Origin of the sequence: Streptomyces sp. NPDC004284, assembly GCF_042874035.1 — a bacterium.
In the GTDB taxonomy this organism is placed as follows: Bacteria; Actinomycetota; Actinomycetes; order Streptomycetales; family Streptomycetaceae; genus Streptomyces.
This window is the reverse complement of record NZ_JBIAMJ010000001.1, coordinates 571,754-594,489: the sequence shown is the minus strand read 5'-3', so window position 1 is coordinate 594,489 and position 22,736 is coordinate 571,754. Positions and strand designations below refer to the sequence as shown.

Below are 22,736 nucleotides of genomic sequence, written 5' to 3'. Positions count from 1 at the left end.
GCCCTCACGCGTGCTCAGTTCCAGACGTTGTTCTGGTTCTGGGCGTGGGAGCCGTGCTGGCCGGCGCCGAACTGGGCGGCGATGCCCTGTCCGATGGCGGCGTTCTGCGGGGGCATGACCTCGCTGGGCTGGACGAGCGCGAAGCCCTGTCCGAGGAAGCTGAGCTCCCAGCCCTCGCCCGTGTTGCCGCGGCGGCGGCGGACGCTGGAGTTGGTGGTCTGCGCCTGCATCTGGACGCGGAGGCCGGTGGACCAGGCGACGATCGCGTCGGCGTCGGCGCTCACGTACTTCTCGGGCGTGACCTGCATCATCAGCGGCTGCCCGGAGGTCATCAGGGCGACCTTGCCGCGGCCGGTGATGTTGAGCTGGTACTTGCCGGAGCCGGAGATGCCGTACTGGCTGTCGACGGCGATGACCTCGGTGTGGAGGGTCGAGTCGAGCGCGAGGACGTAGGCGCTGTCGACGGTCAGGCCGTCCTGCTCGACCTCCACGATGTGGACGTGCTGGGCGAGGTTGGCGAAGTAGACCGTGCCCTGGCCGGAGCAGCGCATCAGGTCCAGGCCCTCACCGGTGCGGGCGCGGGCCCTGCGCTGGTTGGGGGTCTGGTACTCGCCGTCGAAGTCGATGAGTCCCTGGTACGCGACCATGGCGCCCTTGCGGGCGAGGACGTCGTCCTGCCCGGTGAGGCTGACCCGCAGGAGCTGCGGGTTCTGGATGACGTACCGCTCCTGGCTCTGCTGCTCGGCGTGGTTGAAAAGCGGGCTCTGCATGGTGTTCTCGCTCCCCCTCAGCCCCGGACCCGGAGGCGGTCGGTGCTGTCCTCGCTCGGCTGTACGACGACGATGCCCTGGCCCGAGAAGGCCATCTGGTATGCCTCGCCGCTGCCCCGCCCGATGAGGGAGGACGCCTTGAAGCTGCGCTTGCCCTTGACCTTGAGCGCGGGCGACCAGGCGACGAGCGCGTCGGGGTCGACGTACGTCTCGTCCTCGCCGCGGCCGCAGTCGACGACGATCGGCGTGCCGCGCGAGGTGAGCGCGACCCAGCCGGTGCCGGCGATCTCCACGTTGAACAGGCCCTGTCCGGCGAACTTGGCGAGGCCCTTGACCCGCTCGACGCCCCACTGGAGGTGGGCGTCGAAGGCGAGCAGGTTGGAGCCGTTGACGGAGAGGGAGTCGTTCTGGAGGTTGATGACGACGACGTCGGCGCCGTAGTCGGCGAGGTAGAGCAGTCCGTCGCCGGAGCACTTCATGATCGGCGCGCCCTCGCCGGTGGCCCACTGCTGGGCGTACTGGCGGACGGCGGGCGGGTTGGGCTCGTAGGTGATGAAGCCCTCGTAGGCGACCATCGAGCCGGTCCGGGCGTACAGGTCCTGGCCGGAGGCCATGGCGACCTTGAGCATGGTGTGGCCGTGGTTCTCCATGCGGGCCGCGACGGGGGTCGGGGCGTAGCCCGCGAGTTGCTGGTTCATGACGGGCTCCCTCAGACCTCGTAGGGCTGGACGACGATGAAGTTGCCGGGGGCTCCCCGGAACTGGAGGTTCACGGTCTCCCCGCTGTGGCCCGGGTAGGCGTTGCGGCGCAGCCTGACCTGGCTGGAGAGGACGACCTGGGACGCGGACGACCAGGCGACGACGGCGTTGCAGTCGGCGAAGGTGGTCGGCGTGACGGGCAGGACGACGGGGACGCCGTGGGTCTTCACGACGACGGTGCCGGAGCCCTGGAACTGCATGGTGAACAGGGCGCCGCCGGGGATGCCGTGGCCCTCGATGCGGCGGACCTCGTACTGCAGGGACTCGTCGAACGCGAGGACGTTCTCGGCGGAGACGCAGATGCCGTCGCCCTGGAGCTCGATCGGGTGCAGGTGCGCGCCGTTCTCGGCGAGGAAGACCTGGCCGCGGCCGGTGCAGCGCATGAGCTGCATCTCCTGGCCGGTGGCGTTGCCGACGATCCGGCCGGCGAAGCCCGCGCCCTTGTAGCCGAAGTCGACCTTGCCCTGGTACATGACCATGGAGCCCTGGCGGGCGAGGACGGGGGCGCCGCCCATGGCGAGGTCGACCCGCATGAGCTGCTGGTTCTGCGGGGTCCAGCGGGCGCCGGTGGCGGTCTCCTTGTACGGCGCGAGCGCGGCGGCGAGCCCCGCTCCGGTGGCCGGCATTCCCTGCGGGACGCCCTGGGGCGCCATGCCCTGCGCCGGCATGCCGGGCTGCTGGCCGTAGGGGGCCGGCTGACCGTACGGGGCGGGGGCCGGCTGGCCGTAGGGGGTGCCCGGAGGCGGGGTGTGGCCGGGGTACGGGGCCGGGGCCTGCCCCGGGACCTGGCCGTACTGGGGCTGCTGCGGCTGCCCGTAGGGCGCTGCGGGCTGGCCGTACGGCGGCGGGGTCGGGGTCGGCGGCGCCGGAGCGGGCGGCGGGACCGGGGCGGGCGCCAGCGGAGCGACCATCGTCGGCTGCGCGTGGACCGGCTGCACGGGCGGGGCGGGCGGAGCGGGCGCGGGCGGGGCCGGCGGCGCGCCGAACGCGGGGGCCGGGGCGGGCGCGGCGGGGGCGCCGAAGGCGGGGGGCGCGACGGCCTGCGGCGGCGGGGCGAAGCCGGGGGCCGCGGCCTGCTGCTGCGGGGCGGCGGGCTCCTCCTCGGCGACCTCGCCGCCGAAGTTCCGCAGGAGCGCCTCCAGGCCTCCGTCGAAGCCCTGGCCGACGGCGGCGAACCGCCACACGTCCTTGAGGTAGAAGTCGCCGAGCATCACCGCGCGCTCGGTGGAGAACTCCGCGCCCGTGAACGCGTACCGCGCGACCTCCTCGCCGCCCGCCACGATCCGCAGGTGACCGGGGCCGACCTGGGACATCTGGCCGGCGCCGTCGATCGTCGCCGTGAACGACAGCTTCTGGATGTTCGCGGGGATGCGGTCGAGGGTGACGCGGAAGGACTCGGTGTCACCGGACTGCGCGCCGAGCAGCTGGATGGACTCCTCGGGCGACTTCGGCTGGTTGAAGAAGACGAAGTAGCGGTCGTCGGAGAGCCGCTCGTCCGCGTCGAGCCCGAAGCAGCTGATGTCGAAAGTCAGTCCGGGCGCCGCGATCTGCACACCGACGTACAGATCGGTCCCCGCGGTCAGATCACTGATCTTGGCCTTGTGGCCGCGTTGGAATTCCCTGGCCATGCGTAACGACCGTCCCCCATCCCGAATGGCGAATGCTCGCGCCAGGCTAACCGCTGCGTACGACATTGAGACAGGCCAGGTCGTATTCGGTACGAAATCGGGAAACCCGCGCGCGTGGCCGCGCCGTCACTCCTCGCGGGCCGCCGGAAGGTGCGGCAGGCGTGCGGCGGCGACCACGCCCTCCAGATAGCCGCGGGCCCGCTCGGTGCGCGGATAGGCCTCCAGGAGCCGCCAGAACCGCGGGCCGTGCCCGGGGACGAGGAGGTGGGCCAGCTCGTGCAGGAGGACGTAGTCGACGACGTACTCGGGCATGCCCTGGAGCCGGTGGGAGAGGCGGATGCTGCCCTCGGAGGGGGTGCAGGAGCCCCAGCGGGTGTTCTGGTTGGTCACCCAGCGGACGGATCCGGGGCGGGCCCGGCCGCCGAAGTACTGCTCCGAGAGGTGCAGCGCGCGCTCGGTGAGTTCATGGTCGCCGAGGACGCTCCGGCTCTCCTGGGCGGCGAGCTTGTCCAGCATGACGCCGACCCAGCGGCGCTCCTCCGCCTCCGACATGCGGGCCGGGATGAGCACGATGGTGCGGTCGCCCTCGCGGTAGGCGGAGACCGTTCTGCTCCGCCGCGGGCTTCTGCGGACCTCGACCGCGCTCGTCCCCGCCCCGCGGGGCGGTTCGCTGGTCACGCTGCGCTGTGGGTCGGCGGGCACGGCCCCGACGTTACCCGCTGCCGGCGGGGGAAGTCCCGCCTCCGGAACGGTTCGGGGAACGATCCGCCCCCTCCTCCCCTCATTTGAATGACTAATCCCCCTGGCCTGTGGACAACTTTCGGCGGCGATCACGGCGGCGGGGCATTCTCGCCTCGGGACGACACGAATGGCGTTGTCGATCATGAAATGCGGGTCACGGGTGAGGACGGACGGGGGCGGGGAAATGCATCCGATGGTGAAACCGGCGCTGCGGCGGGCATGGCGGAGTCTGCGGTCCGTCCAGTTCGGCGTCGCCCCGGCGCACGCGGTGGTGCTCGGCCCGGTCGACCGGGCGACGGGGGCGGTGCTCGGGCTGCTCGACGGCACGCGCGGGACCGCGCTGCTGCGGGCCGAGGCGCGGGCGCTCGGCCTCCCGGACGGCCGCCTGGAGGCGCTCCTCGGACGCCTCGAGTCGGCCGGACTCCTCACGGACGCGGCGAGCGGACGGCCCGGGAAGGCGGGGCCGGCCGCCGGTGCGGTGGACGTGGCCCTCGATCCGCTCCGCGCCGACCTGGCCTCCCTCTCCGTGGTCCATCCCGAACCGGAGCGGGCGGCGCGGACCCTGACGGCCCGGCAGGCCCTGCGCGTCCAGGTCCGGGGCGCGGGGCGGGTCGGGTCGACGGTGGCGGCCCTGCTCGCGGCGGCGGGCGTGGGCTCGGTCGAGGTCCTCGACTCGGGCCGGGTCGAACCCTGGGAGACGGCCCCGGGCGGCCTCCCCGCCGAGTCCGTCGGCGAGCGCCGGGCGACGGCGGCCCGCCGTCTGGTCGGCCACTGGACACGGGAACACGGAGGCGCGCTCCGAACGACCGGAAGAACCGACCGTGGAGACCGGGGAGGCCCCGAAGGGCCCTGCGGTTCGGGCGGGTCGGGCCGTCGCAGCGGATCGGGTGAAGTCCCTCGGGAGCCGGGGCTGTCACTCGTCGTGGTGACGCCCCGGGACGGTCTCGGCGCGTACGTCCCCGATCCGGTCCCCGCCGAGCCGTGGATCGCCACCGGCACTCCCCATCTGTACGCGGGCGTCCTGGAGGCGACGGGGACGGTCGGGCCGCTCGTGCTGCCCGGCGGCACGGCCTGCGCGCGGTGTCTCCAGGAGGAGCGGACGGACCGGGACCCGATGACGCCCCGTCTGCTCGCCCAGTGGCGGTCCGGTGCCCCGCACCCGCTGCCCGCCTGCGACCTCGGCCTCGCCACGGCGGTGGCCGGACTGGCGGCCGCGCACGCCCTGGCCTTCCTGGACGGGGACCTTCCGGCGAGCACGGGCACCCGCTGGGAGGCGTCGCTGCCGCTCCTGGAGTGGCGGGCGGAGCGGCTGAGACCGCATCCGGCGTGCCCCTGCGGGGCGGCGCGCGCGGGAGAAGGGGAGCGCGCCTCGGCGGTGGGGGACGCACAGGACACAATGGCGGGGTAACGGCCCTGCGCGGCACGGCAGTCTGGGTTTTGGAGGGGCTTATGTCTGATCTTCCCCGGAAGGCGGTCACCCGGACCGCGAAGTTGGCCGCGTTGCCTCTGAGCTTCGCGGGCCGGGCCACCTGGGGTCTGGGCAAGCGGATCGGCGGCAGATCGGCGGAGCTCGTCGCCCGCGAGCTCCAGCAGCGCACGGCCGAGCAGCTGTTCAAGGTGCTCGGCGAGCTCAAGGGCGGGGCCATGAAGATGGGCCAGGCCCTGTCCGTCTTCGAGTCGGCCCTGCCGGAGGAGGTCGCCGGGCCGTACCGGGCGGCGCTGACGAAGCTCCAGGAGGCGGCCCCGCCGATGCCGACGCGCACGGTGCACGCGGTCCTGGAGGAGCGGCTCGGCGCCGAATGGCGGGAGCTGTTCCTGGAGTTCGAGGACAAGCCGGCGGCGGCGGCCTCGATCGGGCAGGTGCACCGGGCCGTGTGGCACGACGGGCGCGAGGTCGCGGTGAAGGTGCAGTACCCCGGCGCGGGGGAGGCGCTGCTCTCGGACCTGGCGCAGCTGAGCCGCTTCGCCCGGCTGCTCGGCCCGCTCGTCCCGGGCATGGACATCAAGCCGCTGATCACCGAGATGCGGGAGCGGGTCTCCGAGGAGCTGGACTACGCCCTGGAGGCGGAGGCCCAGCGGATCCACGCGGAGGAGTTCGCGGACGATCCCGACGTGGTGGTGCCCGCGGTGGTGCACCAGTCGGACCAGATCCTCGTGACCGAGTGGATGGACGGGGTCCCGCTCTCGGAGGTGATCGCGGACGGCACCGAGGAGCAGCGGGACCGGGCGGGACAGCTCCTGGCCCGCTTCCTCTTCTCCGGCCCCGCGCGCACGGGTCTGCTGCACGCGGATCCGCACCCGGGGAACTTCCGGCTGCTGCCCGGCGCCGACGAGGACGGGGGGCCGGAGGGCTGGCGGCTCGGCGTCCTCGACTTCGGCACCGTGGACCGGCTGCCGGGCGGACTGCCGGAGACGATCGGCACCTGTCTGCGGATGGCCGTCGCCGGAGAGGCCGAGACGGTCTACGAACTGCTGCGCGCCGAGGGCTTCGTCAAGGAGTCCGTCGCGCTCGCCCCGGACGCGGTCCTGGAGTACCTGCTCCCGATCATCGAGCCGGCCGAGGTGGAGGCCTTCGGCTTCACCCGCGGCTGGATGCGCACCCAGGCGGCCCGGATCGCCGACCCCCGCTCCCCCGCCCACCAGCTGGGCAAGCAGCTGAACCTGCCGCCCTCGTACCTGTTGATACACCGGGTGACGCTGAGCACGATCGGGGTGCTGTGCCAGCTGAACGCGACGGTGCGCCTGCGGGACGAGCTCGCCGCCTGGCTCCCGGGCTTCGAGCCCCCGACCCCGTAGGACCGCCGCCGACCGGCCCGGTGCGGCTCACCACCGAGCTCACCACCAGGAGGAGTCGAGGCGGCCCTCGATGGCGCGGATGTTCTCGCGGGCGCATTCCTCGCAGAAGTACTGGCGCCGGCCGTTCTCGACGGAGCAGGTCCAGGTCATCGGGAGGGGGTCGGCGGTCCTGCCGCAGCGGGCGCAGGAGACGGGCTCCTCGGGGACGCGGGCTTCGTTCACTCTGGTGACGATAGTCCGGCGAGGGGGCGCGGGGCGGACAACGCACCGCGGGGGCCGGTCCGTTCGGACCGGCCCCCGCGGAGGCATCACGGCGATGCTCAGTGCATGACGGCCATGGCGAGCGCGCGGCGGGCGCGCAGCGAGACGCGCTCGGCGCGGCGCTGCATGCGCCGGGCGGCGACCAGGCGCACGGCCTGGCGTTCCGCCTCGGCCTCACGCTGTCGTTCGCGCATATGGGCACGAGCCAGGGCTTCGGGGGCGAGTTGCATTTCACGGGTCCTGTTCTGACGCGCGGTGTGCGCGGCGGTGGGGGAGAAGACTGGGGTCGCGGAGCCGGCGGGCTCGCTGGTGGAAGAGGTCATCGGGGCCTGCTTCTGGGGATCGTGCGTCAGGGGGCGGTCGATGGTTCCGGTGGCGTTCATGCCGCTACCGGGTTCTTGCGCGGACGACCACGGGGCCGCTTGCGGGCGACGACCACACCCTGGACGAAGAGCTCTCCACCCCAGACGCCCCAGGGCTCGCGGCGCTCCTTGGCGCCGGCGAGGCAGGCGGCCACGAGCGGGCAGGTCTGGCAGAGGGACTTCGCGTACTCGACGTCGGCCGGGGACTCCGCGAAGAAGACCTCGGGGTCGTAGGCGCGACAGGGGACGGGGACGCCGAGGTTCTCGATGGCGTCGTCGAGCGCGGTGAGCGCGGTGAGGGGGGTCAAAGCGGGGTCCTCCGTGGAACGGCCGGGCAGGGGGATCGATTCGGAAGGCGGTACGGACGGGGCGTGCGCTTCGAGTTGCACGGTGGTCTTTCCTCGTCTGGTCGTTCCGGCCTGTTGGCCGGGGTTTCGGCTGGTACCGGGCGGTGTCTTTCCCGAGGCCCCTTCGCTCCGTCGTCCCCGTTCGGGGACAAACAGAAGGGCCGCGGATCCCGGGTGGGGTTCCGCGGCCCTGAAGGCGCCGGCCTGATCATGGATCAGACTGGATCACTCCAGGGTTCGAGCCCACGGAAGGCCCACATCGTGTGGTGGTGCGTCATCGTCTGCTGCTGGGTTCCGGCACCGGTCGCCGCAAAGTCATAGGCCTTGGCCTTGCCCGCGTCTCCTGCTTCCAGTGCCTTGGTCGGTCGCTCATTGCGCGGAGCCACGGCGGCCGCACCGAGACCGGAAAGACCGGTGACGGGCAGGCCGGCGACGGGCAGACCGGTGCCAATGAGAGCCGAGGCGGAGAGGCCGAGAGAGCAGGCGGAGACGACCGAGCGATCGGTCATTTTGGCCATGCCGACGAGAGCGGCGGTGCTGACGGTGCTGGTCTGAATGGTGTAGCTGATCACTGGAATCGCCTCCTCTCGGCGTCTCGGAGGGCTCGGGTGCGAGCCGGACCCTCGTGTTTATTTGGACAAGTACAGCACGAAGACAGGGCTTCGAAGAAGCACTGTTTCCGTGGTTAAGAACCTATGGGGCTTGACGGGGCGGGCGCAAACTATTTTTCCGACGAGTTTTCCTCAGACCTCGTCCGGGCCCGTCCCATCCTCCTCACCTGCACAGATGGCCAGAACCTCGGCTCCGAAGCGGTCGAGCTTGCGCGCCGTGACGCCGGAGATCGAGGAGAGCTCCCCTCCGGTGGCGGGGACGCGCTCGGCGATCGCCATGAGCGTCTTGTCGGTGAACACGCAATAGGCGGGCTGGCCGAGCTCCGTGGCCTGTTCCGATCGCCAGTCCCGCAGCCGCTCGTACAGGGCCTCGTCCATGTCCGAGGGGCAGTCCTCGCAGCGCATCAGCTTCATCGCGCCGGCCTCGGTGAGGGTGGTGCCGCAGACCCGGCAGCGGACGGGGCCGCGCGGCTTGCGCCGGACGGGGCCGATCCCCCGCTCGACGGAGCCCGCGCCGCCGCCGGAGCCGAGGGTGCCGAGGGAGCCGGAGCCGGGCCGCAGCCCCTTGAGGAAGCGGCTGGGGCGCCGGTTGGCGCGGCCGCCCGGGGAGCGGGAGAGCGCCCAGGAGAGCGTGAGGTGGACCCGGGCCCGGGTGACGCCCACGTACAGCAGGCGCCGCTCCTCCTCGACCTGCTCGTCCGTCTTGGCGTACGTGATGGGCATCATGCCCTCGGTGAGGCCGACCAGGAAGACGGCGTCCCATTCGAGGCCCTTGGCGGCGTGCAGCGAGGCGAGGGTGACGCCCTGGACGGTCGGGGCGTGCTGGGCGGCGGCCCGCTCGTCGAGCTCGGCGACCAGGTCGGAGAGGGTGGCTCCGGGCCTGGCGCGGTCGAAGTCCTCGGCGAGCCGGACGAGGGCGGCGAGGGACTCCCAGCGGTCGCGGACGGCGCCGGAGCCGGCGGGCGGCCTGCTGGTCCAGCCCTTCGTGGAGAGGACGGCCCTGACCTGCGCGGGGAGGTCCTCGGCGTCGTCGAGGAGCGAGTCGTTGCCCCCGGCGCGGGCGGCGCCGCGCAGGGCGATGCCCGCCTCCCGTACCTCCTGGCGCTCGAAGAAGCGCTCGGCGCCGCGGAGCTGGTAGGGCACTCCTGCGTCGGCGAGGGCCTGCTCGTAGACCTCGGACTGGGCGTTGATCCGGTAGAGGACGGCGATCTCGCCGGCCGGGACTCCGGCGGCGATGAGGTCGCGGATGCGGCGGGCGGTGCCCTCGGCCTCGGTGGGCTCGTCGGCGTACTCCGTGTAGACCGGCTCGGGGCCCGGGTCGCGCTGGGAGATCAGCTCCAGGCGGTGCTCGGCGGCCCGGCCGCGGGCCTGGCCGAGCAGCCCGTTCGCCAGGTGGACGACCTGCGGGGTGGAGCGGTAGTCGCGGACCAGCTTCACGACCGTGGCGCCGGGGTGCCGGGTGCGGAAGTTCAGCAGGTGGTCGGGGGTGGCGCCGGTGAAGGAGTAGATCGTCTGGCTGGCGTCGCCGACGACGCAGAGGTTCTCGCGGTCGCCGAGCCACAGGTCGAGCAGCCGCTGCTGGAGCGGGGAGACGTCCTGGTACTCGTCCACGACGAAGTGCTGGTACTGGCGGCGGATCTGGTCGGCGATGTCGTGCCGGTCCTGGAGGATGCCGACGGTGAGCAGCAGCACGTCCTCGAAGTCGATCACCGAACGGTCGCGCTTCAGCTGCTCGTACATGGAATAGATCTGGCCGATCTCGGCCGGGTCGCGGGGGGCCTCCCTGACGGACCTGGCGACGGCGGCCGGATAGTCGGCGGGGACGGTCTGGGTGACCTTGGCCCACTCGATCTCGCTGGTCACGTCCCTGAGCTCGTTCCGGTCGAGCCTGATCCGGCAGCGGGCCGCGGCCTCGGAGACGACCTGGGCCTTCCGCTCCAGGAGCCGGGGCAGCTCGCCACCGACTGCTTTCGGCCAGAAGAACTGGAGCTGTCGGAGGGCCGCGGAGTGGAACGTACGGGCCTGGACGCCGCCCGCGCCGAGCTGCCGCAGCCGGCCGCGCATCTCGCCCGCGGCGCGGTTGGTGAACGTGACGGCCAGCACGCTGGCGGGCTGCAGGACGCCCGCCCGCACCCCGTACGCGATGCGGTGGGTGATCGCCCGCGTCTTGCCCGTACCGGCTCCGGCGAGGACGCACACCGGCCCGTTCAGGGCGAGGGCGACCTCGCGCTGCTCGGGGTCGAGCCCGTCGAGCACCGCGTCGGCCGTCTCCGGGACCTGCGGGAAGAGAGTGGAGTGCGTTGCTGCTGTCACCCCGCCATGCTGCCAGGTCGGGCGGGGTCGGTGCGGAGGACTGTCCACAGGCACGTGCCGCCGGTCATACGAATTCCGGGAATGGTGCGGAGGGCGCGTACGTTCTCCTCCTCGGCACCCGTCCGCGAACAAGAGGAGCGCCTGGCCATGCAGGGCACTGTGACGATGTACAGCACCACGTGGTGCGGCTACTGCCGTCGGCTGAAGAGCCAGATGGACCGCGAGGGCATCGCGTACACCGAGGTCAACATCGAGCTGGACCCTGATTCGGCCGCGTTCGTCGAGAAGGCCAACGGCGGCAACCAGACCGTTCCGACCGTGCGCGTCCTCCCCACCACCGGTGGCGACGAGGTCGTCATGACCAACCCGAGCCTCGCCCAGGTGAAGCAGGCGCTCGGCGTCTGACCGCGAGAAGCGGCAGCGGCCCCGTCGACCGGTGAGAACCGGCCCACGGGGCCTTTTTGCGGACCTATCCGGCGGCCCGGCCGACCCTGGACGTTCATGTGCGCCCACAGGTTCCGTGAAGAGCGTCACAACCTGACAAATCTTCACCCCGTCCATGAAAACTTCATTTAAATCGCACTTATGCTCTCGTTGGCCCGCCTCCCGAGGGTGGCGATCCGTGGCCGAACATCCAGGTGGGGATATGCAGTGCTCAACCAGATAACCCCTGTCGCGCGGACGCCGCTCGCATACGCGGGCGAACCGAAGGTGACGCAGGACTCCGCGCCGAGAAAGCCGGGGCGTCTCTACATCCTCGACGGCCTACGCCTCAGTGCTGCGCTCATGGTGGTCGTGTACCACTACATGGCGCGCGGGCAGGGCTGGTCGACGCCGGGCCCCGAGCTCTTTCCCGAGACCTTCCGCGTGGCCTCCTACGGCTACCTCGGCGTGGAGATCTTCTTCGTCATCAGTGGCTTCGTCATCTGCATGAGCGCCTGGGACCGATCGCTCAAGGACTTCTTCGTCTCGCGTGTGGTGCGCCTCTACCCCGCGTACTGGTTCGCCGTCATCGCCACCTCCGTCACCCTCGCGGTGATCCCCGGGCACCGTGCCCACCTGCCCTGGAACGACATCCTCACCAATCTGACGATGCTCCAGGAACCGCTGGGGGTCGCTCACGTCGACGGGGTCTACTGGACCCTCTTCACCGAGCTCCGCTTCTACCTGCTCTTCGCCCTGCTCGCCTGGTGGGGGCTGACGTATCGCAGGGTGCTGCTGTTCTGCTGCGTCTGGGGCGCCGCCACGCTGCTGGTCTCCGAGGCCCCGGACGGTCCCCTGCGCCTGATGCTGATCCCCGAGTACAGCTGGTTCTTCATCGCCGGCATGGCGTTCTACCTCATCTACCGGTTCCGCCCGAACCTGATGCTCGTCGGGATCATCGCGGTCTGCTACTGCGCCTCGCTCGCTCACACCATCCGCCAGTTCGAGCGGCTCACCTTCCTCGGCGACCGGCCGGCCTGGCCCGTGCTCGTGCTCCTCGCCGCCTTCTTCGGGGTGATGGCGCTGATCGCCACGGACAAGCTCTCCGGCATCCAGTGGAAATGGCTGCCGATCGCGGGGGCGCTCACCTACCCGCTGTATCTCCTGCACCAGGCCATCGGCTACGAGTTCTTCGGCCACTTCGAGTCACGCGTCTCCCCGTGGGTGCTGGTCACCTCCGTGATCCTCGGGATGCTGGTGCTGTCGTACCTGGTTCACCGGCTCGTCGAGAAGCCGCTCAGCCGGTACCTCAAGCGTCATCTCGCCCGTCTCTGATCACCACGGGAAAGGTCCCCGCCCGGCAGTGCCGGGCGGGGACCTTTCCGTTGGGGAGTCAGGGTCGGTCAGATCACGTCGCCCGGCTTCGGGAGGGGCTTGCCGTACCAGCGTTCGATGAGGCGGGAGGCGATCGAGATGCCGTACGGAGGGAGGACCTCGCCGGACTCGAAGGCGGCGGCCAGGTCCTCGCGGGAGAACCAGCGGGCCTCGTGGATCTCCTCGCCGTCCACGTTGATCTCGGACGAGGTGGCCTTGGCGAAGAAGCCCAGCATCAGGCTGGACGGGAAGGGCCAGGGCTGGCTGGCGATGTACTCGACCTCGCCGACCGTGACACCGGCCTCCTCGAAGACCTCGCGGGCCACCGAGGCCTCGATGGACTCGCCCGGCTCGACGAAGCCGGCGAGGGTCGAGAAGCGGCCTTCCGGCCAGTGCACCTGACGGCCGAGGAGCGCCCGGTCCTGCTCGTCGGTGACCAGCATGATCACCGCGGGGTCGGTGCGCGGGTAGTGCTCGGCGCCGCAGGCCTGGCAGCGGCGGACGTGGCCGGCGGCCGCGATGACCGTGCGCTCGCCGCAGCGCGAGCAGAAGCGGTGGAGGCGCTGCCAGTTCTCCAGGGCGACGGCGTGGACCATGAGGCCCGCGTCCCGGTCGGAGAGGAGCAGGCCCGCCTCGCGCAGACCGGCCGGGCGCGCGGACTGGTCCATGCGGCCGGGCAGGGAGTCCTTCTGGAGCGCGAAGTAGGAGACGCCCTCCGCGTCCGTGCCCAGGAAGTAGCGGTGGGTCTGGGTGACCGGCGCCTCGAACGCCGGGGTCATCACGATCTCCGTGCGCCCGTCGGGGGTGTCGTCGATCAGCACCTGCCCGCCCGAGACCACGAAGACCCGGGTCGTGGGGTGGCTCCAGGCCGCCGCCAGCCACGCCTCGTCGAGGCGGTGGTGGGCGGCGCGGTCGATGCCGCTCGGGGCGGTGAGCGAGATCGGGCGGTCCGCTGACGCGTTCTTCAAGGTGCTCACAGGTGCTTCCAACTCCCCCGGATCGGTGTGTGGGTTCAACGCGTGGTGGCGCGGAAGGCGTCGGGCAGGTCGCCCCACAGGTACGCGGTCGTCTCGACGCCCTTCATGAGGAGGTCGAGCTCGATCTTCTCGTTGGGGGCGTGCCAGCCGTCCGACGGGACGGAGATGCCGAGGAACAGGACGGGCGCCCCCAGGACGTCCTGGAGGTCGGCGGCCGGCCCGGAGCCGCCCTCGCGGGTGTAGCGGACCTTGGCGCCGTCGAAGGCCCTGCTCATCGCCCCGGCCACCGCCTTGAGAGCCGGGTGGTCGAGCGGGGTGAGGCAGGGGCGGGTCGGGGCGCCGAAGACGATCTCGTACCGGATGCCGGCGGGGACGAGCCCGGCCAGCCAGTCCCGTACCGCGAGCTCGATCTTGGCCGGGTCCTGGCCCGCGACCAGCCGGAACGACAGCTTGAGCTGCGCGGAGGCGGGGACGATCGTCTTGCCGCCGGGGCCCTGGTAGCCGCCGCCGATGCCGTTGACCTCGGCGGTCGGCCGGGCCCACACCCGCTCCAGGGTCGAGAAGCCGGCCTCGCCCAGCGTGCCGTGCGACTTGGCCGTCCGCAGCCAGGACTCCTCGTCGAAGGGCAGCTCGGCGACGAGGGCCCGCTCGGCCTCGGTGAGTTCCGTCACCCCGTCGTAGAAGCCGGGGATCGCCACGTGCTCGTGCTCGTCGTGGAGGGCGGCGACGATCCGGCCCGCGACGGTCGCCGGGTTCGGCACGGCGCCGCCGAAGGAGCCGGAGTGGATGTCCTGGTCGGGCCCGTACAGCTCGATCTCGCAGTCGGCGACCCCGCGCATGCCCGTGCACACGGTCGGGGTGGTCTCGGACCACATGCCGGTGTCGGAGACGATCACGGCGTCGGCGGCGAGGCGGTCCGCGTGCGCCTCCACGAGCTCCCGGAAGTGCGGGGAGCCGGACTCCTCCTCGCCCTCGATCAGCAGCTTGAGGGTGACGGCGGGCGCGGTGCGGCCGGTCGCCGCGAGGTGAGCGCGGACACCGAGGGTGTGGAAGAACACCTGCCCCTTGTCGTCCGCCGCCCCGCGCGCGTACATCCGGCCGTCGACCACCGTCGGCTCGAACGGGTCCGTGTGCCAGCCGTCCTCGCGGGCCGCGGGCTGCACGTCGTGGTGGCCGTAGACGAGGACCGTCGGGGCGTCCGGGTCCCCGGAGGGCCACTCCGCGAAGACCGCGGGGGCGCCGTCCGTCTCCCAGACCTCGACCGTGCCGAAGCCGGTCTCCGTGAGCTTGGCGGCGAGCCACTCGGCGCTGCGCCGCACGTCCCCGGCGCGGTCCGGCTGGGCCGAAACGGAGGGGATGCGCAGCCAGTCCGCGAGGTCGCCGAGGAAGGCGTCGCGATGCTGCTCGACGTACGTGCGTACGGTGCGGACGGCGCTGTCCGGGGTCTCGCTCATGCCCCGAGCCTATCCGGCGCCCGGGGGTGCCCCGTCAAGGAGGACGGCTTCGAGCTCGGCCCGGCCGGGCAGGCGGGCCGGACGGGCGACCTCACCCGTCCGGACGTACACGAACGCGGCGGCCACCTCCTCGGGCGCGAGGCCGTGCTGCTCGGCCCAGGCGAGCCGGTAGATCGCGAGCTGGAGCGGATCCGCGGAGCGGTCCCGGCTGGTCTTCCAGTCGACGATCTCGTACGCGCCGGAGTCCGGGTCCCGGTAGACGGCGTCGATCCTGCCCCGGACGACCCGGCCCGCGAGGGACAGGTGCACGGGGACCTCGACGCGGTACGGGGTGCGGTGGGCGTACGGGGTGCGGGCGAAGGCCTCCTTGAGCTCGTCGAGGTCCCGCTCGTCGAGGATCTCCGGCTCCCCCGCGAACTCCTCGCCGCCGGGCAGCTCCTCCGGGCCGAGGAACGGCAGCGGGAGCTCCTCGAACCGGGACTCCACCCAGGCGTGGAAACGCGTGCCCCGGCGGGCCGCCGGCTGCGGCGCCTTCGGCATCGGCCGGGCCAGCTCCTGCGCGAAGCCGTCGGGGTCGGCGGCGAGGCGGAGGACCTGGGAGGCGGAGAGGTACGCGGGGAGGAGGACGTCCCGGGTGGTCGCGCGGGCGCGGCGGAGCTCGGTGGTGAGGGCGGTGAGGTCGCGGTCCCAGGAGGCGATGGTCTTCGTGTCCTCGGGGGTGAGCCGACGGACCTCTTCCCGGGGGGCCGGGATCGCGTCCTTGTGGAGGTCCTCCGGGAGTTCCTCCTCGTCCCAGACGGGTTCCTCCTCGTCGGGCCAGAGGTCCTCGGGGTCGGGGTCCGGGAGGTCGGGCGCCGTGCGCGGGGGGGTGTGCCCGACCGTTCCGTCCTGCGGACCGATGGCCCACAACCGGTTCCGGACCAGGTCCGCCGCCCGCCTGCGGCGTGCGAACGCCTCCGCGTCCAGCGGCAGCGGCCACGCCTGGTCCTGGCCCTGTTCCGTCAGGGACGGGTTCTCCGCGTCCTTCTCCGGTTCCTCCGCCCAGGCCTCGATCTCGCCGTGGCCCGCCGCGCAGTGGTCGTGCAGGGCCTGGAGGAAGTCCGAGGGGCCCCGGGGTTTCTTCTGCGCCGGGCCCCACCAGTGGGCGGAGCCGAGGAGGAGGGAGCGGGGGCGGGTGAAGGTGACGTAGCCGAGGCGGAGCTCCTCGGTGTGCTGGTGGTCCCGCATGGCGTTCTTGAAGGACGTGAGGGACTTGGCGTCCCAGGTGTCGATGTCCGGCAGGGTGGCCGCGTCGCCGCGCAGGGCGTGCGGGAGGACCTGGGGCTGCGCGGTCCACGACTCGCGGGCGCGGGCGCTCGGGAACTGGCCGGTGACCAGGCCGGGGACGGCGACGACGTCCCATTCGAGGCCCTTGGACTTGTGGGCGGTGAGGACCTTCACGGTGTTCTCGCCGCCCGGCAGGGCGGCGTCGAGGCCCTTCTCGAACTGGACGGCCGTCCGCAGGAAGCCGAGGAAGGCGAGGAGGCTGGCCTCGCCGTCGAGGGAGGCGAAGCCGGCGGCGATGTCGAGGAAGTGGCCGAGGGTCTCGCGGCGGCGGGCCGCGAGCGCGTGCGGGGAGGCCGAGAGCTCGACCTCCAGGCCGGTCGCGTTGAGGACCCGGTGGAGCACGTCCATGAGGGGGTCGGCGAGGGAGGTGCGCAGGGCGCGCAGTTCGGTGGCGAGGCGCGCGAAGCGGACCCGGGCCTCGGCGGAGAAGGCCAGGCCGTCGTCGGCGGCGCCGCCGGAGTCGAGGAAGGTGTCGAGCGCGTCGGCGAGGGAGACGACCTCGGCCGGGTCGACGCCCTCGACGGCGGCGGCGAGCCGCTGCTCGGGGTCGGCCTCCTCGCCGCCCCGGTGGACCAGGAGGCGGGCGCGGCGGCCGAGGAGGGCGAGGTCGCGGGGGCCGATGCGCCAGCGGGGGCCGGTGAGGAGGCGGACCAGGGCGGCGTTGGCCCCCGGGTCCTGGAGGACCTCGCAGACGGCGACGAGGTCGGCGATCTCGGGCAGGTGGAGGAGGCCGGAGAGGCCGACGACCTCGACGGGCACGTCACGGGCGACGAGGGCCGCGTGGATGGCGGGGAAGTCGGTGGCGGTACGGCACAGGACGGCGATCTCGCCGGGCTCGCGGCCGGTCCGTACGAGGTGGGCGAGGGAGTCGGCGAGCCAGTCGATCTCCTCGGCGTGGGTGGGGAGGAGCGCGATGCGGACGGTGCCGTCCTGCTCGGCGCCCGGGGCGGGGCGCAGCGCCTCCACGCCCGCGTGCATGGCGCGCAGGGGGGCGGCGAGCCCGTTGGCGAGGTCCAGGAGGCGGCCGCCGCTGCGCCGGTTCTCGGAGAGGGAGTAGCGGCTCGCGGGGCTGCCGTCGGCGTGCGGGAAGTGCTCGGGGAAGTCGTCCAGGTTGGCGACGGAGGCGCCGCGCCAGCCGTAGATGGCCTGGCAGGGGTCGCCGACGGCGGTCACGGCGTGTCCGGTGCTGCGGCCGCCCGGGCCCTGGCCGAAGAGTCCGGAGAGCAGCAGCCGCTGGGCGACGGAGGTGTCCTGGTACTCGTCGAGGAGGACGACCTTGAACTCCTCGCGCAGGATCGCGCCGACCTCGGGCCGGGTGGTGGCGAGCTCGGCGGAGCGGGCGATCTGGTCGCCGAAGTCGAGCAGGTCGCGGGAGCGTTTGGCGGCGCGGTAGCGGACGACGAGGTCGAGGAGCTCGCGGCGGGCGGCGGAGGCCTCGGGGATCTTGCGCAGCTCGGCGTTGCTGAGCCTGGCCCCGGCGAGGGCGTCGAGGAGCTCGGAGTCGTACGCGAGGAGCCGCTCGGGCGGTACGAGGTGCTCGGCGAGCTCGGCGTCGAGGGCGAGCAGGTCGGTGATGAGGGTCGGGAAGGACCGGGTGAGCGCCGGATACGGGCCGGGGGCCTCGCGCAGCACGCGCGCGGCGAGCTGGTAGCGGGTGGCGTCGGCGAGGAGCCGGGAGGTGGGCTCCAGGCCGATGCGGAGGCCGTGGTCGGTCAGGAGCTGCCCGGCGAAGGCGTGGTACGTGGAGATGCGGGGCTCGCCCGGGAGGTAATAGGGGTCGGCGGGAACCGCCGTCGTTGAGGGGTGGTGGCCGGGCGACGGGTGGGAGGGGTCGATGGCGTCGGGGTCGGTGACGCCGGCGCGGACGAGGGCGGTGCGGACGCGCTCGGCGAGCTCGCCGGCCGCCTTGTTGGTGAAGGTGAGGCCGAGGACCTGCTCGGGAGCGACCTGGCCCGTGCCGACCAGCCAGACCACCCGGGCGGCCATCACCGTCGTCTTGCCGGAGCCGGCTCCGGCCACGACGACCTGCGGGGCGAGCGGCGCGGTGATGCAGGCCGTCTGCTCCGGGGTGAACGGGATGCCGAGGAGCTCCTTGAGCTGCTCGGGGTCGGTGATGCGTGCGGTCACCCCGAAGAGGCTAATGGGGCCGACTGACATTCCGGTCCCGCACGGCCCCGACCTGGGGTGTCACGCGGGCACGCCGCTGTCCAGCTTCGAGAGGTCCACCGTCTCGTCGGCCGGCGGGACCTTCACGTCGACCGGCTTGTCGTAGTCGGAGAGCACGATCGCGCCGGGCTCGTCGCCGCCCGTCTTGACCATCTTCAGGATGTACGGCTTGCCCTGCTCGGAGACGGACACGGTGGCCGTCTCGCCGTCCGGCTTCTTCTTCACGAGGGTCGCGACGGGGGTGGTGCCGACCTTGCCGTCCGGTCCCCGGGTCAGTCCCCGGCGCTGCTCCTTGTCCTTGCCCAGGTCGGAGAGGAGCGACTTCAGGTCGCAGACGCCGCCGAGGTCCTGGCTGCCCGCCTGTCCGGGGGCGATCTTCAGCCAGCGGCCCTTGATCAGTTCGATGGTGACCGTGATCTGCGGCTCCGGCATGCCCTGGGAGGTCATGGAGGCCCGCCAGAAGGCCTCGTCGCCCTTCAGGTAGGTGATGTGGTCGACCCGGCGCAGTTCGGCGGCGCCGCCCTTGATCTTGATCAGGCCGGTGCACTCGTCGTTGTCGTTGACGGCGAAGTCGATGCCGAGCGGCTGCCCCTCGCTGACGACCTTCCCGGTCATGCGCAGGGACTTCGCGGACTGGGTGGCGGTCACGGCCCGGTCGCCGATCTCGTCGGCGGTGAGGCCCGCGAAGGGGTCCGGGGAAGGGGTGGGGGTGGGAGCGAGGGCGGGTGTCACCGCGCCGGGTGGGGCGGCCGCCGGGCCGGTGGTCGCCGCCCAGGACGTGACCGGCGCGGAACCCGTGACGACGACGGCGCAGACCACTGCCGCGGCGCGGAGCTTTCGGTGGGACGCCATGCGAGCCTCCTCGCGTTCCCGACACCCCTGCCCACCAGGGTCGCCCCGCGCGCGCGTGCCCGCTACTCCGCGCGGGTGAGGCGCGGGCGTCAGTCGACGACCTGGCGGCCCTCCGGCTGGGCGCTGCACGAGGCCCGGAAGGAGCAGGTCGTGCAGTGCTGGCCGGTGCTCGGGGTGAACCGCTCGTCGAGGACCCGGCCCGCCGCGTTCGCGAGCAGCTCGCCGACCCACTCCCCGGTCAGCGGCTCCTGCGCCTGGACCTTCGGCAGGGCGTCGCCGCCCTCCTTCTTCGGGGCGGCCTGCCGCAGCTGGACGAGCTCGGCGCCGCCCGGCTCCGGGCGGTCGCCGCCGAAGACCTCGTCGAGGGCGCCCTCCCGCACCGCGAGCTGGTAGACGGCGAGCTGCGGGTGGTGGGCGACCTCGTCCTTGGTGGGGGCCGACTTCCCGGTCTTGAAGTCGACGACGTACGCGCGCCCGTGCTCGTCGGTCTCCACGCGGTCCATGGAGCCGCGGATGCGGACCTCGTACTCCCCCGCCTCCAGGGTCACGTCGAAGTCGTGCTCGGAGGCGGCGGGGGTGCGGCCGCCGCGGTCCATGACGTGCCAGCTCAGGAAGCGTTCGAGGGCCACGCGCGCGTGCTGCTTCTCCTGCGCCGACTTCCAGGGCGCGTCGAAGGCGAGGGCGTCCCAGACGGAGTCCAGGCGTGCCATGAGGACGTCGAGGTCGGCCGGGGTGCGCCCGGAGGCGACCTCGTCGGCGAGGACGTGGACGACGTTCCCGAAGCCCTGGGCGGCGGTGGCGGGGGCCGCCGCCTTGACCTCGCGGCCCAGGAACCACTGGAGGGAGCAGGTCCCGACGAGGTTCTCCAGGGAACTCGGCGACAGCGCCACCGGCCGGTCGCGCTCGCGCAGCGGCGCCGGGCTGCGCGTCGGCTCGAACAGGCCCCACCAGCGGTCCGGGTGCGCGGCCGGCACCAGCGGCTGGCCCTCGTCGTCGGTGAGCGCGGCCAGCCGGGCGAGCCGGTCGGCGGCCGCCTCCCGGAGCTCGGGGGAGGCCTCCGGGTCGACGGTGGTGGCGCGGAGCTCGGCGACCAGGGCGGAGACGGCGAGCGGGCGGCGGGGGCGGCCCGGGACGTCCTTCGGTTCCTCGCCGAGCTCGGTGAGGAACCGGGACGGCTGGTCCCCGTCCTCGGCGGCGGCCTTCACGGCGGTGACGACGAGCCGGTCACGCGCGCGCGTGGCGGCGACGTAGAAGAGCCTCCGCTCCTCGGCGAGGAGGGCGCCGGGGGTGAGCGGTTCGGCGAGGCCGTCGCGGCCGATGCGGTCGGCTTCGAGGAGGGAGCCCCGGCGGCGCAGGTCCGGCCAGAGGCCCTCCTGGACGCCGGCGACGACGACGAAGCTCCACTCCAGGCCCTTGGAGCGGTGGGCGGTCATGAGGCGGACCGCGTCCGGGCGGGTGTGCCGGCGGGTGAGCGTGTCGGCGGCGATGTCCTGGGCGTCGAGCTCTTCGAGGAAGTTGAGGACGCCCCGGCCGCCGACGCGCTCCTCGGCGCGGGCGGCGGTCTCGAAGAGGGCGCAGACGGCGTCGAGGTCACGGTCGGCGTTGCGTCCGGCCGGGCCGCCGCGGAGGGCGGCGCGCTCCAGGCGGCCGGGCCAGGGGGTGCCCTGCCAGAGCACCCAGAGGGCCTCCTCGGCGGTGCCGCCGGCGTCGAGCAGGGCGCGGGCCTCCTGGAGGAGCTTCCCCAGGCGCTGCGCGCCCTTGGCGTAGGCCGGGTCGTGCACGGCGAGGCGCCGGGGTTCGGCGAGGGCCCTTGCCAGGAGGACGTCGGAGGGAGGCGGGACCTTGTTGCCCGCGGCGCGCTCTTCGTCCCTCAGGGCGCGGCCGAGGCGGCGGAGGTCGGCCGGGTCCACCCCCGCGAGGGGGGAGGCGAGGAGCTCCAGGGCGGTGTCCACGGGGAGCCAGTCGGGGGTGTCGTCCACCTCTGGTGCGGGCTCGGCGTCCGGGGCGGGTGCGGCGCCGTCGTGGTTCGCGCCCACCCGTTCCGCCCCTGCGGAAAGCATGCCCGCGGCCTGGTCCGACTCGGCGGAACGCCTGCCCGCCACGGTTGCCACCGCCCTCAGCGCGAGCAGCAGCGGCGTCACCGCCGGTTCGTGGCGCAGGGGGGTGTCCGCCGCGTCCGTCTCCACCGGGACTCCGGCCGAGGTGAGGGCGCGGCGGAGGGAGGGGAGGGAGGAGGAGGCGCGGGTGAGGACGGCCATGTCCTGCCAGGGGACGCCGTCCTCCAGGTGGGCGCGGCGCAGCAGGTCGGCGATGTTCTCGGCTTCGGCCGAGGCCGTGGGGTAGGTGTACGCCTCCGCCCGGCCGCCGTCCCGCACCGGGGCGAGTTCGCGGTGGGCGCGGACCTTGTCGGCGGGGAGCCGGGGCATCGGCATCCGCTGGGCGAGGAGGCGGGTCGCCCCGAGGAGCTCGGCGCCGGAGCGGCGGGAGGTGCGGAGGACGTGGACGGCCGCGCCGCCGAAGGCGGACGGGAAGTCGAGGATGCCGTTCACGTCGGCGCCGCGGAAGGCGTAGATGGACTGGTCGGGGTCGCCGAAGGCGACGACCGTGCCGCGGCCGCCGCCCGCGAGCGCGTGCAGCAGCCGGACCTGTGCGGGGTCGGTGTCCTGGTACTCGTCGACGTAGATCGCGTCGTACGCGGGCAGGCGGGTGTCCCGGGCGATCGGTACGGCGCGGTGGACGAGCTCCGCGTAGTCGAGGACGCCCTGGAGGTCGAGGACGTCGAGGTACTCGGCGAGGAAGCCGGCCGCCGCCTTCCAGTCCGGGCGGCCGACCCGGTCGGCGAAGCGGGCGAGCGCGTCCGGTCCGAGGCCCAGCTCGCGGGAGCGCGCGAGGACGGCCCGTACCTCGTCGGCGAAGCCCCGGGTGGTGAGGCAGGCGCGGAGTTCGTCGGGCCAGCGGACGCCGCCGAGGCCCGCCTTCTCCAGGTCGATCTGACCGGCGAGGAGCTCGCGGACGGCGAGGTCCTGCTCGGGTCCGGAGAGGAGCCGGAGGGGTTCGGCGAAGAGCTCGGCGTCCTGGTGGGCGCGGATCAGGGCGTAGCAGTACGAGTGGAAGGTCGTCGCCTGCGGCGGGCGGCGGCCGCCGAGCCGGGTGGCCATGCGGTCGCGGAGTTCGACGGCGGCCTTGCGGCTGAAGGTGAGGACGAGGAGGCGTTCGGGGTCGGCGCCGTTCTCCATGCGGGCGGCGACGGCCTCGACCAGCGTGGTCGTCTTGCCGGTGCCGGGTCCGGCGAGGACGAGGAGAGGTCCGCCGGTGTGGTCAACCACCTGCCGCTGGACTGCGTCCAGCTGAGGGGGATCCAGCGGGGCCGGCGTGGTGCGCACCAGTCGGTACGCGCCCGGGGTCCGCTGCCGACCCGGACCCGGGTACGGCTGTCCCTGGTGCGGCGGCGTATGCCGGGTGGTGGAGGAGGAGCTCACGTGGTTCGCCGGTCCTGGTGGGTGTGGTGGTGCGGGTGAGGCGGCCGTGTGCCGTGGCCGCCGCCTCGGGAGAAGCGAACGACGACGTTACGCGAAGC

At 73.0% G+C, this 22,736-nt stretch carries 18 protein-coding genes; 4 read left to right on the top strand and 14 right to left on the bottom strand.

The genetic code is table 11. The features are described from left to right. Positions 1–14 precede the first annotated feature (14 nt). From ACFYUS_RS02760 to ACFYUS_RS02745, 4 genes are all read right to left on the bottom strand, one after another. A complete protein-coding gene (locus tag ACFYUS_RS02760) occupies positions 15–770 on the bottom strand; it encodes an AIM24 family protein (protein ID WP_388844824.1) in 756 nt (251 codons plus the stop codon). Between the two features lie 17 nt (positions 771–787). Continuing rightward, positions 788–1,468 carry an AIM24 family protein gene (locus ACFYUS_RS02755; RefSeq protein ID WP_388844822.1) on the bottom strand — a complete coding sequence of 227 codons (681 nt, stop codon included), beginning with the start codon at positions 1,466–1,468 and terminating at the stop codon, positions 788–790. Positions 1,469–1,479: 11 nt separating this feature from the next. Then, on the bottom strand, positions 1,480–3,156 hold the full coding sequence (locus tag ACFYUS_RS02750; RefSeq protein WP_388844821.1) for a TerD family protein: 1,677 nt from the start codon (positions 3,154–3,156) through the stop codon (positions 1,480–1,482). A 126-nt stretch (positions 3,157–3,282) separates the two neighbouring features. Continuing rightward, a complete protein-coding gene (locus ACFYUS_RS02745) occupies positions 3,283–3,858 on the bottom strand; it encodes a M48 family metallopeptidase (RefSeq protein WP_388844819.1) in 576 nt (191 codons plus the stop codon). Positions 3,859–4,081: 223 nt separating this feature from the next. Between ACFYUS_RS02745 and ACFYUS_RS02740 the strand changes: the two genes are divergently transcribed. After that, positions 4,082–5,305: a TOMM precursor leader peptide-binding protein gene (locus ACFYUS_RS02740; RefSeq protein ID WP_388844818.1), complete on the top strand. Its 1,224-nt coding sequence runs from the start codon at positions 4,082–4,084 to the stop codon at positions 5,303–5,305. Between the two features lie 41 nt (positions 5,306–5,346). After that, on the top strand, positions 5,347–6,693 hold the full coding sequence (locus ACFYUS_RS02735) for an ABC1 kinase family protein (protein WP_388844816.1): 1,347 nt from the start codon (positions 5,347–5,349) through the stop codon (positions 6,691–6,693). 39 nt (positions 6,694–6,732) lie between these two features. Here the strand turns inward: ACFYUS_RS02735 and ACFYUS_RS02730 are convergent, their stop codons facing one another. The 5 genes from ACFYUS_RS02730 to ACFYUS_RS02710 all read right to left on the bottom strand — a co-directional run bounded on the left by ACFYUS_RS02730 (position 6,733) and on the right by ACFYUS_RS02710 (position 10,587). Then, entirely contained in the window at positions 6,733–6,915 is a 183-nt protein-coding gene (locus ACFYUS_RS02730) for a hypothetical protein (RefSeq protein WP_388844814.1), read from the bottom strand. Between the two features lie 98 nt (positions 6,916–7,013). Beyond that, complete coding sequence (locus tag ACFYUS_RS02725; protein WP_388844812.1) at positions 7,014–7,337, bottom strand: hypothetical protein; 324 nt, start codon at positions 7,335–7,337, stop codon at positions 7,014–7,016. Beyond that, a complete protein-coding gene (locus ACFYUS_RS02720) occupies positions 7,334–7,705 on the bottom strand; it encodes a WhiB family transcriptional regulator (RefSeq protein ID WP_388844810.1) in 372 nt (123 codons plus the stop codon). The genes ACFYUS_RS02725 and ACFYUS_RS02720 overlap by 4 nt, the downstream gene beginning before the upstream one ends. 173 nt (positions 7,706–7,878) lie before the next feature. Next, complete coding sequence (locus tag ACFYUS_RS02715) at positions 7,879–8,235, bottom strand: hypothetical protein (RefSeq protein ID WP_388844809.1); 357 nt, start codon at positions 8,233–8,235, stop codon at positions 7,879–7,881. Between the two features lie 171 nt (positions 8,236–8,406). Then, a complete protein-coding gene (locus ACFYUS_RS02710) occupies positions 8,407–10,587 on the bottom strand; it encodes an ATP-dependent DNA helicase UvrD2 (RefSeq protein ID WP_388844807.1) in 2,181 nt (726 codons plus the stop codon). A 147-nt stretch (positions 10,588–10,734) separates the two neighbouring features. Between ACFYUS_RS02710 and ACFYUS_RS02705 the strand changes: the two genes are divergently transcribed. Together ACFYUS_RS02705 and ACFYUS_RS02700 are read left to right on the top strand one after the other, a co-directional pair. Then, on the top strand, positions 10,735–10,992 hold the full coding sequence (locus tag ACFYUS_RS02705) for a glutaredoxin domain-containing protein (RefSeq protein ID WP_388844806.1): 258 nt from the start codon (positions 10,735–10,737) through the stop codon (positions 10,990–10,992). Between the two features lie 246 nt (positions 10,993–11,238). Then, complete coding sequence (locus ACFYUS_RS02700; protein ID WP_388844804.1) at positions 11,239–12,345, top strand: acyltransferase family protein; 1,107 nt, start codon at positions 11,239–11,241, stop codon at positions 12,343–12,345. A gap of 68 nt (positions 12,346–12,413) precedes the next feature. Here the strand turns inward: ACFYUS_RS02700 and nudC are convergent, their stop codons facing one another. The 5 genes from nudC to ACFYUS_RS02675 all read right to left on the bottom strand — a co-directional run bounded on the left by nudC (position 12,414) and on the right by ACFYUS_RS02675 (position 22,638). Continuing rightward, complete coding sequence (gene nudC, locus ACFYUS_RS02695) at positions 12,414–13,361, bottom strand: NAD(+) diphosphatase (protein ID WP_388844802.1); 948 nt, start codon at positions 13,359–13,361, stop codon at positions 12,414–12,416. 35 nt (positions 13,362–13,396) lie between these two features. Next, positions 13,397–14,815, bottom strand: a complete 1,419-nt coding sequence (locus ACFYUS_RS02690; RefSeq protein WP_388844800.1) for a dipeptidase — start codon at positions 14,813–14,815, stop codon at positions 13,397–13,399. A gap of 9 nt (positions 14,816–14,824) precedes the next feature. After that, a complete protein-coding gene (locus ACFYUS_RS02685; protein WP_388844798.1) occupies positions 14,825–18,268 on the bottom strand; it encodes an ATP-dependent helicase in 3,444 nt (1,147 codons plus the stop codon). 60 nt (positions 18,269–18,328) lie between these two features. Further along, a complete protein-coding gene (locus ACFYUS_RS02680) occupies positions 18,329–19,159 on the bottom strand; it encodes a hypothetical protein (protein ID WP_388844796.1) in 831 nt (276 codons plus the stop codon). Positions 19,160–19,248: 89 nt separating this feature from the next. After that, positions 19,249–22,638: an ATP-dependent helicase gene (locus ACFYUS_RS02675; protein ID WP_388844794.1), complete on the bottom strand. Its 3,390-nt coding sequence runs from the start codon at positions 22,636–22,638 to the stop codon at positions 19,249–19,251. Between the last annotated feature and the right edge of the window lie 98 nt (positions 22,639–22,736).